This window comes from Paenibacillus rubinfantis (assembly GCF_001486505.1).
Lineage (GTDB): Bacteria > Bacillota > Bacilli > Paenibacillales > Paenibacillaceae > Fontibacillus > Fontibacillus rubinfantis.
Genome location: NZ_LN909062.1, coordinates 176,415 through 192,623, shown reverse-complemented (window position 1 = coordinate 192,623; position 16,209 = coordinate 176,415). Strand labels below are relative to the sequence as shown.

Below are 16,209 nucleotides of genomic sequence, written 5' to 3'. Positions count from 1 at the left end.
AAATATTAAGAATATTATCGTTAAATTTGCGCAGGTTCTGGCACTGCCTTTTCCTGCGATAAAAGAACGAGTCTGCGCAAAGAGCCAGTGAACTACGTTGCAGTTGATATGGAGCGAGAAAACCGCCTGTCTGGTAATTTTGAAAAGTACAGATGAAGGAGCGAAAACAAAGCGAAAATACGGAAAACATGAATATTTATTTGCGGCAAAAAAACCGAAGGAGGCGTTGCTATGGAAAAGATCAAAATGGGGTTTATCGGTGTTGGTGATATGGGGTCGCATCACTGTATGGGGTTTGATCAACTGGCTGATTGCGAGGTGCGATACATATGCGATATGAACGAAGGGAACGTAGCCCGGACACTCAAGGAACTGCAACACAGCAAGCCGGTCATCTGTAGCGATTATCGGGAGCTTCTGGGGAAGGAAGATTTGGATGCCGTCGTCATTAGCGTACCCAACTATATGCACCGAGAAATCGCGGTGGCCTTCCTTGAAGATGGTAAGCATGTTTTTCTTGAAAAGCCGATTGCCCACACGTTAGAAGATTGCGATGCGATTATCGATGCGGCGAAGAAACACCAAAGGATCTTGCAGATTGGTTTGGTCTATCGTTACTCGAATCTTTACCGCAGAATGGCGCATGAAATCGGGGAGGGACGGCTTGGCGAGGTGAAAATGATGTGGTGTAAGGAATTCCGTGATTCTTTTCCACCCGCGGAGTGGTTTTATGATAAATCGAAGTCAGGCGGCTCGATCGTCGAGAAGGATTGCCATCACTTTGATATTTTTAACTGGATGATTGGGGCAGCCCCGGTTCGGGTTTTTGCTACCGGCGGTCAGCACGTGATCATGAGAGGGCAGCCTAACCTCATTACCAATTCCTACAGTCATTATCCCGCTAAAACGATTGAGAATCCAAGCGTCGTGGACCACGCCTTTATTACAGTCGAATACGCAAACGGAAGCAAGGCTAATCTTGGCTTGTGCCTCTATCTGAAGCCGAGAAATTTGACGGGAGACGGGCTTGAAATCGGTCTGATTGGTAGCAATGGCGCGCAGCTGGTGGCGCGAAACGACAAAACCATCGATATCGCCGGTGGGGAAAATTACACCCGAGACCATCTGGACATCGATGTTACGTCGGACTCTATTATGGGGGGGCATACCGGTGGACAGACACAACGCATTGATTTCATTGATTGCATCCGCAGCAACAGACAGCCTTTTGCCAGCGCTGAGGTTGGAAGAAATGCTTTGCTGATCGCTTTGGCCGCAGAGAAGTCTATCACAGAGGAGCGATATGTTTACCTAAGTGAATTCACAAATGTAGAGGTGTCGTGATGGGCAAATTGCGAAAATATGACAACTTGGCCTTTTTCCTTTTTATCTTGCCATGGATCATTGGATTTTCCGTCTTTTTTCTGGTTCCGTTCGGCACCTCGATCTTTTATGCCTTTACGGATGCGAAACTGCCCGGTTCTGTCGATTATAACTTCATCGGCCTCGGCAACTTTGCTGAGATGCTAAAGAGTCCTATCTTCGGTAAAAGCCTGTTCAACACGATGTATTTCGTCATTATCGGGGTTCCGGTTGTAACAGCAGGAATGCTGGTGCTGGCGATGCTGTTAAACCTTAAAGTGAAAGGAATCGCCTTGTATCGGACTTTTTATTACTTACCCACTCTGGTGCCGATTGTGGCGACCGTGATTATCTGGCGGCTTGTGTTCAATTCGGAATTCGGGATTTTGAACGCGGTGCTCGGCATCTTTGGAGCTGAGAAAACCGATTGGCTTGGCGGAAAGTACACCATTAAGCCAATCATTATCTTACTCCAGGTATGGATTTCCGGCAGTGGTGTGCTGATCTTCTTGGCCGCCTTGAAAAATGTTCCTCGGCATCTACATGAAGCGGCTGAAATTGATGGAGCAAGTGCGGTTCGACGATTTTTCTCGATCACGCTTCCCATGATCAGTTCGTCCATTCTGTTCGTAGTCATTATCCAAACCATGTACAACTTCCAGATGTTCACAGAAGCCTTACTGCTCTCCAAAGGAGGGCCAAACTACGCCTCTTACACCTTCGTCTACAATATTTATAAATCCGCATTTACCGATCTGAAGTTCAGTATGGCCATGGCGCAATCCCTCTTCTTGTTTATGCTGATCTCTCTGGTTACCGCCACGCTGATGAAATTATCCAAACGGTTCGTTTACAATGAAGCCGGGAATTAGGGGGGACACCAATGAATGATGGACGAAAAAGAAGCAGATTGGCTGTTGTCTTATCCAAGTATTTGCTGCTTTCCATAACGCTGTTGTTGTTTGCGGGCCCTCTGGTATGGCTGCTCTCCACCATGATGAAGACCAAGGCTGAGACCTATAAGGCACCGCCCGCAATTTTCCCCGAACAGTTTACTTTTGAGTCTTTTGAACGGTTGTTCGCCGTGCAGCCACTGATGTGGCGCTGGATAGAGAACTCCTTGATCATCTCTGTTTTTGTCGTAGTTGGGGTTGTCCTCTCTAGTTCCATTGTGGCTTACGGATTTGCTCGTTTTGCAACGAAATACAAAGACAAGTTGTTCTCGATTGTGCTTGTTACTTTGATGATCCCTCCTTCCATCATGATGATTCCATCTTATGTGCTATATACAAAACTGGGGTGGGTGGATACCTGGTTACCGCTTATTGTTCCAGCATGGCTTGGAAGCGCATATTACATTTTTTTGTTCCGTCAGTTTTTCCTGAGTATTCCTCTGGAACTGGATGAAGCGACTTATTTGGATGGCGGGAGCCGGTGGACGGTCTATACACGGGTAATCATGCCGTTATCTAAACCTATTGTGATCACCACGATTATTTTAGCCTTCGTCAACTCCTGGCTTGATTTCCTCGGGCCCTTCCTTTACATCAAGGACAATATCAAGTTTACGCTAAGCGTAGGACTGCAGTTGCTGATTGGTCAGACCAGCCAGGACTTTCCGGCGCTTGCGGCCGGAGCCTTCATCAGTATCGTTCCGATCGGGCTGCTCTATTTCTTCGGTCAACGCTACATCGTAGAGGGGGTGGTTTTAACCGGAACCAAAGGGTAATTCGGCTGTAGTTCAGGTGTTTGATTGTTTTCATATTATCCGTTAGGGGGAATTTGAGTGAAAACGAAGCAAAAATGGTTGAGTGGCAGCTGGTTGCTCATCTTGACAATGGTTTTGGCTTTGACTGCCTGCTCGCAAGAGGCGAATAAGCCAGCGGCAACAACAGCAAATACCGATGCCTCGAAGTCCGCGGGCAAAGAAGCGGGAGAGCCCGTCACGATCACGTATTCCCAATGGGGGACGGCTGAGGAACTGCAGCGCGTGCAAGAGCTGCTTGATCAATTTATGGAGGCGAACCCGAACATTACCGTTAAGCTGGAAGGCAAGGATTGGGGAAGCTACTGGGATGGAATTACCGCTAATGCGGCTGGGGGCACGTTGCCCGATGTCTTTAAAACGAGCTATGCTTACATTGAAAAGTATGCTGAGCTCGGTGTCTATAAGGAGCTGGATGGTCTGCTGTCTGCGGGTTCATTTGACCTGAGCAATATCGATGATAGCTTGCTGGGACTACATAAATATAAAGAGAATCAGGTATCACTGCCGATCGACGGCAACGTCATAGTCTGGTATTACAACAAAACCTTGTTTGACGATCCCAAAACAAACCCTAAAGGTGCGCCCGTTCCCTCTCTTGAACCAACTTGGGACGAGATCATCGACATTGCGACGAAAATGACGCTCGACAAGAACGGCAAAAGTGCCGACGAGGATGGTTTTGATGCCAAGAATATCGTCCAATGGGGCATGTCCATCTCACCGGGTTCTTCCATGGACTGGTTCCTTGAGCCGGAGCTGTGGTCGAATGGAGCCAAACTCGTTAATGAGGATGGCTCGCTAGCGCTGGATACTCCGGAGGCGCAAGAGGTGCTTGCGTTGTTTATCGATTTAACGAAGAATAAGAAGATTAACACAACCCCTGCCCAAATCGAGGGGCTTGGCGGCCAAGTGAATCTGACCCTTACTACAGGCAAAGTTGCTATGAATCCGGGAGGCAACTGGAATACGACGAACTATAAAGAGGCGGGTACGGATTACGGGATCACTTATCTGCCGAAATTTAAAACGACACAGACGGTAGTGCAGCCTGCTGGTGTTGCGATCAGTTCGAATACGAAGCATGAAGAGGCGGCTTATCAATTACTGTCTTGGTTAGCGGGACCGGAGGGGCAAATTGCGCTGGCGAAGCAGGGTTATGCGCTTCCTGCCAACAAAGCAGCGGCCGATACGTATGTGCAAACCACGGGCGACGGGAATCAAATCTTCCTTGACGCGCAGAAGTTTGGCATCATTTCACCGTTTACGGTGAAGAAAACCGATCTTATATGGACTTACGGCGAGCAAGCGCTAAAGCTTCCGCTGGCAGGCGAAGGCGATCTTCAAGCGGCGATTGAGGATCTCACTAATCAAATGAAGTAGCGACAAAAGTGATATGTTCATGAATAGATAAGCGTAACGGGGATATCTCGGAGGTTAAGTCCACCTTTGGGATACCCCGTTTTTCAACTCTTTAAATATTATGACGTTGACATAGCATGATAAGAAAATATAAAATAAATTTGCCGCAATTTTATTATTTTTTTGAGTTAATCTATTGAAAAATATCCTTATTGAGTGGAATGAGATTGTAGAGAGGAACAGAAGAAAAATGGCGAGATTAAAAGATATTGCTGATCAGGTAGGAGTGTCAATCTCAACGGTTTCAAGGGTAATGAAGAATGATGCGAATCGCTCGGTGAGTGACGAAACCCGACGCAAAATTTGGGAAACGGCTGAAAAAATCGGCTATAATTCACAGCGAGCGGCAAAGGCAAAAAAGAATCCATCCAAACACGGGTATCGCGTCGGTTGCGTTGTAGCGATGCCTCAGAACAAATATAACAATCCGTACTTTTCGATCATTTTGGAGGGGATTGAGAAAGAGCTAGCTGCTTCCGGCATGCGTCTGGAGTTCGTGTACAGCCTTGAAAAGCAGGGCGATCTTCAGCAACTGCAAGCTTTGGTGAAGGAACACCGTCTGGACGGCTTGTTGATCGTCGAACGGATTGAGCAAGAAGCGTATCAATGGCTTAAAGAGAACGTTGGTATTATCGTAGGCATTGATCTGGCGGACAAGACGATCCCTGTAGTCAGCTATGATCGGGCGGCCGCGGCGAAGGAGGCAGTGCAATATCTAATCGCCCAAGGTTATCGGCGAATCGCTTATATCGGCGGTGCGGAGCTGGATGGCCATTTCCGGAGCGAAAAGCGTTTTCTCGGTTACCTAAGCGCGATGCAGGAAGCTGGATTGCCGATCGATGAAGATTGGGTGATCGATGTAAAATGGGATGTTTCCTTGAGCTATGAGTTGACGAAGCAAGCCTTCGAGCGGAATAGTCATACGCCGACCGCTATTTTTGCAGCCAGCGATATGATGGCCATTGCCGCTATGAGGGCAGCCACCGAGTGGGGATTGAGAATTCCCGAGGATATTGCGATCTTTGGCGTGGACAATATTGAAATATCCGAATTTACCTCGCCTCCTTTATCAACGATCCATGTTCCTAAACTGGAAATGGGGATGTTTGCAGTGAAGCTGCTGCTTGATTACCTGGATAACCGGTATGACATTCCGGTGAATCTAACCATTCCGTACAAAATGCTGCTTCGCCGCTCCTCGGGCGGAAGTAGCGAATGAAGGGAGCCGCGCGTTTAGAGAATACGGGAAAGTTTCCGGTAAGCGCGTGGCGATATCCCCTCATTAGCGTGAAATAATCGGCTGAAGTAATGAATATCGGAATACCCTATATGAGCTCCCACCTCTTCAATCGTCCAGTCCGTATCGCGAAGCAACCGGCATGCTTCACGATGCCGGACGGTACGCAGGAACTCCCCTGGAGGCACACCAATGATCCGCCGGAACAGCTTAGCGGCATGATCTACACTCATCCGCAGCTCGGCAGCAACCCGTCGGTTGGACCAGTCCTCCGCGGGGGCGGCGTCCATTTGCTCGGCCAAACGTTTGATGCGTTCTCCGTGTTCCGAGACACCGGTGATCCGACGAGCCATTTGGGAACGCAGTAATTGCGCCAGGATCTCCAACATCAATCCCTTGCAAACCAGCTCATATCCAAGAGAACGTCTGGCGAATTCATGGATGAGCTGTTCCATCGTCTGTACGCATTCCACAGACGGAGAATAGACGGGATTGCTGGAAAAAGTTAACCCTCGATCGGTTTCGATCAACGGCTCCGCGGCGAGTTTATCCCAAACAATTTCTTTTTCGGGAGCCAACAGATCTTCCTCCTTTTGAATCGTAACCTCACCAAAAAAATCAAAGTGAATTCCCATTAGCTTGGCATCGGGCTCAGAGACAATCTCGTTTTGATGGTAGACCCCGGATGGCAGAAAAATGAGTTGGCCAGCCGATAGCAAATAGCGCTGCCCGTTCATCGTCGTGGCCATTTCCCCATGAATGACATAGATCAGTTCGAAGTCGTATAACCTCCTTACGGGAAACCGGCATGGCGGGAGCGTTTGGAATTGGGCGTAATGGATGTTTGGCGACCATGTCGTGAAGGGGGCGCTTCTCGTTTTTGGTGATAAACAACGATCCTCGCTCATCAGAAGAAACTCCTTGTTTTCAGAATGCGATAAAACGAAAGAAGAACACGGAATAAGATAAAAAATAACTTTATCCGCTAAATAAAAAGGTCATCAAAGTTAATATAATAAGGTTGTAATAGAAGATAACACTAATAAATTCATAGTATCACTTCAACGGAAAAATGCAAATTGGAGGTGGTTGCCGCGCATATCCAAACGGGTGAGGATACGAGGGTTTACCGCTGTGAGAGACTCACTGCAACTGAGGAAGCGGGAGTGAAGCTTCCATGGGATCGGATTTCTCCCATACAGCTTGTGGACACGGTAACGGGGCAATCAGTTCGTGAACCAACCGAGGTTCGCGCTTGTTGGTCGAGTTCGGCTTGGTACGTACAGTTCCGATGTACGGATCATTATGTCGTCTCCGTTTTTGAAAAAAGAGACGATCCGCTTTATGAACAGGACGTGGTGGAAGTGTTCATCGATGAAGAGGGCGACGGCCACCGTTATCTTGAAGTGGAGCTTAGTCCGTATAATGTGGTGTTCGATGCCCGGATTAAGAGAGAGAAGGATGGAGCCGTCTGCGCGGATGTGTCCTGGGACATGGAGCTGCTGGAAACCCGCGTATTTATTGAGAGTTCTGCTATGCGCGTCTATGAATTGCGTTTTCCGTTGGAAACGTTTACCCGGAAGCCGCAGGTTGGAATGGAGTGGCGCGTGAATTTTTACCGGATTGATGAACAACCGGAGGGAACCAGAGAATATCAGGCATGGGGGCCGACTAGAGAGGTCAATTATCATTTGCCTTCGAGATTCGGTCGGCTGCTCTTTGTCTGAGCAAGGAAAACATTTTCATAAGAAATGGGGAGGAACGGCAATGAAGAAGGGGATTAACATTTGGTCCTTCCGCGAAGGGACAACCATTGCGGAAAGCGCACGACTGGCAAAAGCGGCGGGGTTTGAAGGGATTGAACTGTCCCTGAATGAAGACGGTGAGCTTGGTTTGCAGACGACGGACAAAGAGGCCGGCCAAATCCGCCGGGTTGTGGAAGATGCAGGTCTGGAAATAGCCGGTCTGGCCACTGGCTTGTATTGGACCTATTCTATGACCAGCAATGAGGAGTCAAATCGGACCAAAGCGGCCGATATCTGCAAAAAGCAATTGGAACTGGCGGCAGCTCTCGGAGTCGATGCGATTCTGGTGATCCCGGGGGCGGTCGGGGTGGATTTTATTCCTGGATCCGAGGTAGTGCCGTACGACAAGGCGTATGATCGGGCTTTGGAGGCGATCAGCAAACTGTCAGCGGAAGCGGAGAAGGCGGGCGTTTCCATCGGTATTGAGAATGTGTGGAACAAATTCCTGTTGTCGCCTTTGGAAATGCGCGGTTTCCTGGATGCCATTCATTCGCCTTATGTCGGTTCATATTTGGATATAGGCAATGTGCTCTATGCGGGTTACCCCGAGCATTGGGTTCGTATATTGGGTTCGCGCATTAAGAAGGTGCACTTCAAGGATTATCGCCGCGAAGCCGGCGGGCTACATGGATTCGTAGACCTCTTGGCGGGGAACGTCGATTATCCGGCCGTTGTGGCCGCGTTGCACGAGGTAGGTTATACCAATTATGTCACGGCTGAAATGATCCCGCATTATGAACATCATTCCGAACAGATTATCTTTAATACCTCGGCGGCGATGGATGCGATTTTAGGAAGAGGAGGAGCAGGGCGATGCTGAAAGTTGGACTAGTCGGTTTTGGGTTTATGGGGCGGATGCATTTTGACAATTATGTTCGTTTGATGGCTGAAGGGGAGCCGATTGAACTTGTAGCCATCTGCGATCTGATTATCGACGAATTGAAGGACAGCAAAGCAAACGGTAATATGTCAACGGGGCAGGAGATCTATGATTTGTCTGCCTACCGGCTGTATGATCATTTAGAGAAAATGCTCGCCGCGGAACAGCTAGACATGATCGACCTTGCCATTCCCACCTACCTGCATGCGGAGATGGCCTGCTCGCTTCTGGAACGCGGGTATCACGTATTCTGCGAAAAGCCGATGGCCCGCTACTCCGCCGATGCCCGCCGAATGGCCGAAACCGCGAAGAAGTATGGTAAAAAGCTGATGATTGGGCAGTGCCTGCGCTTTTGGCCGGGTTATGAATACCTCAAAGAAGTGATTGAGGAGGACCGTTTCGGTCAGCCGACGGCCGGCTATTTCTACCGCGGTTCGGGTGCGCCCCAAAATTGGTTTCTCACGGAGGAATTGAGCGGCGCAGCGCTGCTGGATATGCATATTCACGATTCCGATATGGTTCTGTGGTTGTTTGGAGCTCCGGAGAAAGTATCGACGATCGGGCGTAATGTCATCCCGGGCAGCGGATACGATATCGCATCTACGCATTACGGTTATGCGGACGGCAAGGTGATCAATTCCCAGGTAGACTGGACGCTGGAGGGTGATTTTGGTTTTTATATGGGTTACCGGGTCAACTTCGAACGGGGGAACATCGTATTCGACGGGAGCTTCGTCACCGTAAATCCTAACGACCAGCCGGGTTTTAAGGCGGAGTTGCCTGCGGATGACGGCTATTATCGGGAGCTGAAGTATTTCATCGGGGCGATTATTCAAGACAAACCGATTATGATATGCACGCCGGAAAGTGCAGCCGATTCGGTGGCGCTGATCGAGGCGGAATGGGAGTCGGCGAATGCCGGCGGCGCCTGGGTGAGCCTGAAGGCATAACCTTAATAGAATTATGAACTGCAGCCCCAATGGTTAGGTATCACCTAACTATTGGGGCTGCAGTTTTTTTGTTCCGATTTCATTTAAGCAAGGCGCATTCGCTAGACAACGTTGGGTTGGACTGTCCGAATTACAGCTTCACCCATGCCATAAGTCCGTCGGGCTGATCTGGGTTGATGCCGTGGCGCTCGGCATTGGATAGTGCGGCTATTTGCGGAATGAAAATGAATGGAATACCGCGCACTGCAGCATCCAGCGGACAGTCTGTCATGATGGTGAGATCCACGATATCCTGCGGCATCACCTCAGCCCGGTCCGCAAATGCAATCACCTTCGCCCCGCGCTCCTTAATGTCGCGCATCAGATTGCGCTGATGGGCCGTGCCGTTGTCGGACAGTGCCGCGATTACAAGCGTATCCGGGCCAACCGTGACCATCGGACCGTGACGAACATCAAGAAGATGATAGGCGTGGGCCTGCGTCTTGGCAATTTCAGTCAAAGCAATAGCTCCCTCGGACGCTAACCCCTGTAGTTCTCCATCTGCTAACACAACCGCATTGGTCCAAGCGAAATCTGTGACTTGGCGGATGCCTTCTTCGACACGGGCCATATAGGACTCCCCTTGAAGAATCGCTGTCTTCATGTCGGCGATCAGGACCTCATCACCAGCTAGAAAAGCGGCAAGCAGCAGATTGACAGCATACAAATTGGTAACTGTGCGGGTTTGGCAGACGCTTTGGTCGAAGGCCCACGGTAACTCCAAGGAGAAGTCCGCCGTCTGGGATAACGGCGATTGCTCCACACAGGAGATTGCCAGCACGGGAATGTGCTCGTTGGATTGAATTAGGCGCAGCGCTTCAACTACCTCACTTGTGCTGCCGGAACGTGAAGGGGCGATCACCAGGGTGTCCGTCAGCATTGGCCGGTAGCGATCGGTATTTAGCATCAGATCTCCGGCTGCTAGGGAGAGAGCAGGGAGGCCGGCACGTAATCGAAAAGAGAAAGCGGCAGACTCGCTCAAACAGTAGCTGGAGCCGGAGCCAACAAAGGTGACGCTCTTTATCTCTTGTTTTTGAACAAAGGCAGTAAATTCGGCACGCTTTGACATCATATAATCGTAAGTCTTCTGCAGGGCTTTGTATTGGCTTTTGATTTCACTATACGTCAAGCTCATAACAGGTACCTCCTTCAAAATGATTAATTGACGCTTTATGTCAATCTTATAACCATTTCGATCAAAAAATCAATCAAAATATTCAGAATATGAAAAAACAAAGGGGTTCTACGAGCGATTTAAGCGATTTTTTCGAAAAAAATGATTGATTTAATCAAAAATAACGACTATTATAATCATATAAGCGCAGTTGTAATATTCTTCATTCTATCTATGTAATCCCATGTTCAAACTTAACTGTGAGTGGTGGCGGGGTTCTGAAACATGGAATCTGCCTGCACCCCCGACATTGAAAGGAGGGAGGCCCACTTTAGACCACGGCCAGTCGGCTGACCCGCCAAGAGACGAAGGGATAAGTTAGTATCAAATATCCAACATTGCGTAACGCGAAGGATATTAGCCTGCATCTCCTGGCGCACGGTTAGACCTTTCAAGGAGGAACAAGACAATGGCACTTATCTCGTCAACAGAAATGCTTCAAGTCGCACGCAGAGGTAAATTTGCGGTCGCCGCCTTCAACGTACATACCCTGGAGATGCTCCAGGCGGTTGTTGAGGCCGCGGTTGAACTGGAATCCCCACTCATCATTCAATCGACGGTAGGCACCGTCAAGCATCTTGGTCCAGACTATATTGCGCATGCAGCCAAAACTGCGGCGGATCGTACTAACCTGCCGATCGCATTACACCTGGATCACTGCACTGATTTTCCAACCATCATTCAATGTATTCGCGCGGGTTATACTTCCGTGATGATCGATGCCTCCATGTTCCCATTTGAAGAAAACGTGGAGCGAACATGCAAGGTAATGGAGATTGCCCGGGCTTCCGGCGTTAACGTAGAGGCGGAATTGGGAAAGGTTGGAGGTGTTGAGGACAATATTGTTGTGGACGAACATCATGCTTCCTTGGCTGATCCCGAGGAATGCGCAAGGTTCGTTGAACTCACAGGCGTACCAACGCTTGCACCGGCCATCGGAACCGCCCACGGGATTTATAAAGGCCGTCCGAACATTGACTTTGATCGGATCAAACGTATTGCGGACGCCGTGTCTGTTCCTCTGGTGCTGCATGGTGGATCGGGCGTTCCGGCAGAACAGATTCATCAGGCGGTTGCACTCGGCATGGCCAAGGTAAACATCGCGACCGAGCTACGTATCGCCTTCTCTGATGCGATCAAGGATGTATTTACCGGTCATCCCGAAGAGAATGATCCCCGTAAATACATGGTTCCTGCGAAGGAAGCGGTCAAGCAACTGGCGATGGAGAAAATGCGGCTTTGCGGGTGCCCAGGTAAAGCTAGCATCCTGCGATGATCACCACAGTTACGCTGCATGCGGCCATCGATCGCACCTGCTATGTGGACCGGTTGCATGTAGGACAGGTGCACCGGATTGCTAGGCAATTCGACGAGCCAGGCGGCAAAGGCAATAACGTGGCCAAGGTGATCCGGCAGCTCGGGGGCGAGGTTACGGCTACCGGGATGATTGCCGGAAGCAACGGCGCTTTTATTGAACATTGCCTGAACGAACGGGGGATTCATACTGCCTTTGTGAAAATGCCTGGGGAATCACGGGTTTGTCTCAATATTGTGGATGAAGCCCGCGGGAGCTCGACCGAGTTGTTGGGCCAAGGACCGGCTATAACAAAGGTAGAGGCCGAAGCCATCCGGGAACAGGTAGGTGAGTTGTCAGGCAAGTCCAGTGTAGTTGTACTGTCCGGCAGCTTGCCAGCAGGAGCAGAAGTGAATCTGTATGCCGATCTGATCGGTATGATCCGCTCATCGGGGGCGAAGGTATTTCTGGATACTAGCAGTGCTGCCCTTCGCGAAGGAATAACTGCCCTGCCCCATTTCGTTAAGCCTAATGAGCAGGAATTGGCCCAATGGCTAGGACATGAGCCGAAGGAACGGAACGAATGGATACAGGGGGCTCGGCAGCTAGCGGATCAGGGAATCTCCGCTGTATGCGTTACGCTGGGCAGCCGGGGGGCTATTGCCGTGTTGGAGGGGGCTGCTTATTTCGTGAGACCGCCAAGGATTCAGCCCGTTAATACCGTGGGATGTGGAGACGCCTTTGTTGCCGGCATGGCTTACGCAGAGGAGTGTGGAAAATCGCCGGCCGACAAACTGCGAATCGCCGCAGCCGCGGCGGCAGCCAATGCGATGTCTATCAAAGCAGGAGATATCGACATCGGGCTCTACCAGGAATATGAGCGACAAGTAGAGGTTATCGCTTTATAGAAGGATTATGGCAGCTCCAGCGCAAGCGGGTGGCACGTTTTTCATGCAACTTCAGGTTCATTTCGGCGTATTGCAATCTATCCTTTCATCCTCCACAATAGAGTTAGCATGATTGGGCTTACAGGCCCGGTTAATCAAAGAGATTGTTCGAAAAGTCATCTTTCTGCAAACGAATTTAAACTTGGAGCGTCATCTTCACAGAGCTAAAAACCTGACTTTTTGAACTGGCATTCAAAAGGAGAGAACTATGCAATATTCAAAGGGTGAACTGCGCAGAGCGAAAACATTGGAATTGATTAAAGCGCACGGGAAAATATCGCTGCAGGAAATTATAGAGGTGATTGGCTGCTCGGAGGCAACGGCACGGCGAGACCTTGATATGCTGGAGAAGGCGGGCGGAATTATCCGCACGACAGGAGGAGCCATTTACGAAGGTGCTCTGATCCCATCAGCGGCGGAATTACCTTTTGCTGCAAAACGTGACTTCAAACGGCTGGATAAGGAACGGATTGCCGAGGCTGCGCAGGCTCTAGTACAAGAGGGTGACGTAATCTGCCTGACCGGGGGAACCACGACGTATTTTATTGCTAAGGCATTAAAAAGCCGACGCAACATTACGATTGTCACTAATGCCGTCAATATCGCCTTTGAGTTGGCGGATGCGGAAGATATCCAGGTTGTTGTCATTGGCGGCGTCATGCGCGCCAAAAGTTATGAGCTTATCGGTCCGCTGGCAGAGAACGTCATTGAGAAGATCAATATCACCAAGATGTTCCTCGGCGTGGACGGAGTATCGATGAATCATGGCTTTACCATGCATTCCGAGTTGGAGGCACGCATCGCCCAATTAATGATGGAACGCTCCAGCGAAGTGTATGCGGTAATCGATCAAAGTAAGCTGGAGAAGAGCGCTTTATTTACCATTACTCCCTTAAATCAGGTAACGGGGGTAATTATGAATAAACAGCCGGAAGGTTGGTTTGAGCAAGCGTGCCAGGAGAACCAGATCGCAATATATACACCTTCAGACCACACCACTTCTGTGTAAATCGCACCATTCTCAGGCAACCTCCTCTTCAAAAGCTGACTAATATGCAGGAGACTAGGGGGATATACGAATGAGGATTCCTAAATTTATGCTGATGCTTGCGGTAGTTTGCATGGTATTCGTCGCAACGGGCTGTACGGGCTCATCCAAGTCAGGCGACGATACCAACGCAAATGCGCAAGGTAAGGTCAAGCTGGTCTTGTGGAGTCATCAGGAAGACCAAATTGTAAACGCATACAAAGAAATAATCTCCAAATATGAGGCCCTCCACCCCGAGACCACGATCGAGTATCAGACCTTTCCATACGATGTTTACAATCAAAAGTTGAAGGCTTCATTCTCTGCCGCGACTCCACCGGATGTGGCCGAGATGTTTGGGACCTGGGTTCCAAACTATTCCCGAAACGATCTGCTGGTTGAAATTCCAGATAGCGAAACGGTGAAGCAAGCGTATTATGAGGCGCCGCTTGGCGGTTATTTGCGGGACGGCAAGCTTTATGGACTCCCGCTGGAATACAACATTGAAAATGGCGGCATGCTGATCCATCCGCAAATGCTGAAGGAGCAGGGGTACGATCAGCCGCCGTCAACCTGGACAGAGCTGGTAGAGTACGCCAAGAAGCTGACGGTGAAAAACGGAAATGCATTGCAAGTGAAGGGCTTCGACTTCGTATCATCGGATAATATCACCTTCACCTTTCTGTCGCTGATTCTTCAGCAGAACGCGAGCTTCTGGGGTGAGAACGAGCATGTGAATTTCAGCACTTCGGAGGCAGAGAAGGCGATGTCGGCCCTCGTGTCTTTAATTGCAGACGATCAAGTTGCCGATCTGACCACCTTTGGAGGGGAGCTGGATACATCGGATTACTTCTTCCGCGGGAATTCGGCCATGACCTACCGTGGTCCGTGGACGATAGCAGCGGGATTGAACAATTACAAGGTTAACGATTTCGAGTATGTACCGGTGCCATCCTTTACCGATAACCCCCCTTCTTTCGCGGCTGAGTCCGGCTGGGGCCTGACTGTGGCAAAGCAAAGCAAGCAACAGGAGGCGGCTCTCGATTTTATCCGGTTCTTTTCGGAGAAGGAAAATCTGGAATCGTGGAATACCGAGACGTTTACGGTGCCAGCCAAGAAGGAAATTGCCGAGGACCCGGAATATCTGAAGAATAATCCCTACATGAAAACCCCTCTGGAGGTGCTATCGCTTGGTCAATGGATCGGTCCTGTGGCAGACAGGGATTATTTCTTCAAGCAGGTTAACGATCACTTCCAATTGATGGTTACGGGACGACTAAGTGTTAAGGAAGGACTGGCAAAAATTGAGCAGGCCATTAACGATAACCAGGATCAACATAAGCGATAGGGGGCCCCGCGTATGAGTGTTGCTGTACCTTCCAACAAAACGGATAAGGTTAAACTGGCCGGAAAGGCGGCGGGGCTACGAGCTAAGCGGAGGTTTATCACCATTTCACTGGTGCCGATTCTGCTCCTGTTCGGGGTATTTGCCTTCCTCCCCATTATCTGGAGTCTGGGTTTGTCCGTATACCAATATGACCCGCTTGGCTCTAAGGCGCTATTTGTAGGTGCCGAGAATTATCTCCGTATGATGAATGATGCCGTTTTCTTGAAGTCGCTGTGGGTTACGTTCCGATTCGTAGCGATCACCGTGCTGGTGAACATCATCCTCACGCTGTTCATCGCCTCAGCCATTCAACGGGTTAGGATTCCCTGGCTCAAAAACCTGTTTCGGACATTATTTTTTCTGCCGACGATTGCGCCGCTCGCGGGAACAGCCATCGTATGGAGTACGATGTTCAATTACAACAACGGCCTGTTCAATATCATCTTGACCAAGCTGCATATGACACCGATCCAATGGCTAGCCGACCCGCAGTATGCGCTATATTCCGTCATTCTGATGACGTTGTGGGCTGATATTGGATACAACATTGTGCTGTTTATTGCCGGCTTGGACTCGATTCCGGATATGTACTATGAAGCGGCGCGGCTGGAGGGGGCGGGCCGATGGCGTATCTTTTTCCAGATTACGTTGCCTTTGCTGCGCAGAACCTTGCTGTTTGTCTCTGTGACCACTGTCGTTTCTTATTTCCAGGCCTTCCCTCAATTCCAGATTATGACGAAAGGCGAGCCGTTCAACGAAACGCGGGTGCTGGCGCTGCACATTTACGATCAGGCATTTTCAAGCTCCAATATGGGCTACGCTTCGGCGATGGCAACTGTGTTCCTAATGATCATCTTGCTGATCACGGTGCTGCAATTGAGATGGGGACGTACCCAGTGGGAACATTGAGAGGGGGAGAA

Annotated in this window: 15 protein-coding genes; 13 read left to right on the top strand and 2 right to left on the bottom strand. The window is 49.7% G+C overall.

Annotated elements, in window-relative coordinates; genetic code table 11:
- The first annotated feature begins 231 nt into the window (after positions 1-231).
- The 5 genes from BN3277_RS04285 to BN3277_RS04265 all read left to right on the top strand — a co-directional run bounded on the left by BN3277_RS04285 (position 232) and on the right by BN3277_RS04265 (position 5,768).
- Positions 232-1,344, top strand: a complete 1,113-nt coding sequence (locus BN3277_RS04285) for a Gfo/Idh/MocA family protein (protein ID WP_059041056.1) — start codon at positions 232-234, stop codon at positions 1,342-1,344.
- On the top strand, positions 1,344-2,234 hold the full coding sequence (locus tag BN3277_RS04280; RefSeq protein WP_059041055.1) for a carbohydrate ABC transporter permease: 891 nt from the start codon (positions 1,344-1,346) through the stop codon (positions 2,232-2,234). Before BN3277_RS04285 ends, BN3277_RS04280 begins: the two co-directional genes overlap by 1 nt.
- 11 nt (positions 2,235-2,245) lie before the next feature.
- Positions 2,246-3,091: a carbohydrate ABC transporter permease gene (locus BN3277_RS04275; protein ID WP_059041054.1), complete on the top strand. Its 846-nt coding sequence runs from the start codon at positions 2,246-2,248 to the stop codon at positions 3,089-3,091.
- Between the two features lie 57 nt (positions 3,092-3,148).
- The gene (locus tag BN3277_RS04270) at positions 3,149-4,510 is read left to right on the top strand and encodes an ABC transporter substrate-binding protein (RefSeq protein WP_059041053.1); all 1,362 of its coding nucleotides are present in this window, start codon (positions 3,149-3,151) and stop codon (positions 4,508-4,510) included.
- A gap of 229 nt (positions 4,511-4,739) precedes the next feature.
- Positions 4,740-5,768 carry a LacI family DNA-binding transcriptional regulator gene (locus BN3277_RS04265; RefSeq protein WP_059041052.1) on the top strand — a complete coding sequence of 343 codons (1,029 nt, stop codon included), beginning with the start codon at positions 4,740-4,742 and terminating at the stop codon, positions 5,766-5,768.
- Positions 5,769-5,782: 14 nt separating this feature from the next.
- On the opposite strand, the gene BN3277_RS04260 is transcribed toward BN3277_RS04265, so the two are convergent.
- The gene (locus tag BN3277_RS04260) at positions 5,783-6,694 is read right to left on the bottom strand and encodes an AraC family transcriptional regulator (protein WP_059041051.1); all 912 of its coding nucleotides are present in this window, start codon (positions 6,692-6,694) and stop codon (positions 5,783-5,785) included.
- A gap of 258 nt (positions 6,695-6,952) precedes the next feature.
- Here BN3277_RS04260 and BN3277_RS04255 point away from each other — a divergent pair, with 258 nt between their 5' ends.
- The 3 genes from BN3277_RS04255 to BN3277_RS04245 are packed head-to-tail and all read left to right on the top strand — an operon-like array spanning position 6,953 to position 9,421.
- Entirely contained in the window at positions 6,953-7,513 is a 561-nt protein-coding gene (locus BN3277_RS04255; protein WP_232436326.1) for a carbohydrate-binding family 9-like protein, read from the top strand.
- Positions 7,514-7,553: 40 nt separating this feature from the next.
- The gene (locus BN3277_RS04250) at positions 7,554-8,411 is read left to right on the top strand and encodes a sugar phosphate isomerase/epimerase family protein (RefSeq protein ID WP_059041050.1); all 858 of its coding nucleotides are present in this window, start codon (positions 7,554-7,556) and stop codon (positions 8,409-8,411) included.
- Complete coding sequence (locus BN3277_RS04245) at positions 8,405-9,421, top strand: Gfo/Idh/MocA family protein (RefSeq protein ID WP_059041049.1); 1,017 nt, start codon at positions 8,405-8,407, stop codon at positions 9,419-9,421. Before BN3277_RS04250 ends, BN3277_RS04245 begins: the two co-directional genes overlap by 7 nt.
- A 130-nt stretch (positions 9,422-9,551) precedes the next feature.
- Here the strand turns inward: BN3277_RS04245 and BN3277_RS04240 are convergent, their stop codons facing one another.
- A complete protein-coding gene (locus BN3277_RS04240) occupies positions 9,552-10,595 on the bottom strand; it encodes an SIS domain-containing protein (protein ID WP_059041048.1) in 1,044 nt (347 codons plus the stop codon).
- A 448-nt stretch (positions 10,596-11,043) separates the two neighbouring features.
- Here BN3277_RS04240 and fba point away from each other — a divergent pair, with 448 nt between their 5' ends.
- The 5 genes from fba to BN3277_RS04215 all read left to right on the top strand — a co-directional run bounded on the left by fba (position 11,044) and on the right by BN3277_RS04215 (position 16,198).
- Complete coding sequence (gene fba, locus BN3277_RS04235) at positions 11,044-11,910, top strand: class II fructose-1,6-bisphosphate aldolase (RefSeq protein ID WP_059041047.1); 867 nt, start codon at positions 11,044-11,046, stop codon at positions 11,908-11,910.
- Positions 11,907-12,836 (top strand): 1-phosphofructokinase family hexose kinase, encoded by a 930-nt coding sequence (locus tag BN3277_RS04230; RefSeq protein ID WP_082691306.1) that lies wholly within the window; start codon positions 11,907-11,909, stop codon positions 12,834-12,836. The genes fba and BN3277_RS04230 overlap by 4 nt, the downstream gene beginning before the upstream one ends.
- 247 nt (positions 12,837-13,083) lie before the next feature.
- Positions 13,084-13,884, top strand: coding sequence for a DeoR/GlpR family DNA-binding transcription regulator (locus tag BN3277_RS04225; RefSeq protein WP_059041046.1), 801 nt, complete (start codon positions 13,084-13,086; stop codon positions 13,882-13,884).
- Positions 13,885-13,954: 70 nt separating this feature from the next.
- A complete protein-coding gene (locus BN3277_RS04220) occupies positions 13,955-15,250 on the top strand; it encodes an ABC transporter substrate-binding protein (RefSeq protein WP_059041045.1) in 1,296 nt (431 codons plus the stop codon).
- Positions 15,251-15,262: 12 nt separating this feature from the next.
- Positions 15,263-16,198, top strand: coding sequence for a carbohydrate ABC transporter permease (locus BN3277_RS04215; protein ID WP_059041044.1), 936 nt, complete (start codon positions 15,263-15,265; stop codon positions 16,196-16,198).
- The last annotated feature ends 11 nt before the right edge of the window (positions 16,199-16,209 follow it).

Coding starts and splice junctions, on each gene's coding strand:
- BN3277_RS04280 (WP_059041055.1), top strand. CDS start 1,344: ATGGGCAAATTGCGAAAATATGACAACTTGGCCTTTTTCCTTTTTATC.
- BN3277_RS04230 (WP_082691306.1), top strand. CDS start 11,907: ATGATCACCACAGTTACGCTGCATGCGGCCATCGATCGCACCTGCTAT.
- BN3277_RS04215 (WP_059041044.1), top strand. CDS start 15,263: ATGAGTGTTGCTGTACCTTCCAACAAAACGGATAAGGTTAAACTGGCC.
- BN3277_RS04285 (WP_059041056.1), top strand. CDS start 232: ATGGAAAAGATCAAAATGGGGTTTATCGGTGTTGGTGATATGGGGTCG.
- BN3277_RS04260 (WP_059041051.1), bottom strand. CDS start 6,694: ATGAGCGAGGATCGTTGTTTATCACCAAAAACGAGAAGCGCCCCCTTC.
- BN3277_RS04275 (WP_059041054.1), top strand. CDS start 2,246: ATGAATGATGGACGAAAAAGAAGCAGATTGGCTGTTGTCTTATCCAAG.
- BN3277_RS04250 (WP_059041050.1), top strand. CDS start 7,554: ATGAAGAAGGGGATTAACATTTGGTCCTTCCGCGAAGGGACAACCATT.
- BN3277_RS04220 (WP_059041045.1), top strand. CDS start 13,955: ATGAGGATTCCTAAATTTATGCTGATGCTTGCGGTAGTTTGCATGGTA.
- BN3277_RS04240 (WP_059041048.1), bottom strand. CDS start 10,595: ATGAGCTTGACGTATAGTGAAATCAAAAGCCAATACAAAGCCCTGCAG.
- BN3277_RS04245 (WP_059041049.1), top strand. CDS start 8,405: ATGCTGAAAGTTGGACTAGTCGGTTTTGGGTTTATGGGGCGGATGCAT.
- fba (WP_059041047.1), top strand. CDS start 11,044: ATGGCACTTATCTCGTCAACAGAAATGCTTCAAGTCGCACGCAGAGGT.
- BN3277_RS04265 (WP_059041052.1), top strand. CDS start 4,740: ATGGCGAGATTAAAAGATATTGCTGATCAGGTAGGAGTGTCAATCTCA.
- BN3277_RS04225 (WP_059041046.1), top strand. CDS start 13,084: ATGCAATATTCAAAGGGTGAACTGCGCAGAGCGAAAACATTGGAATTG.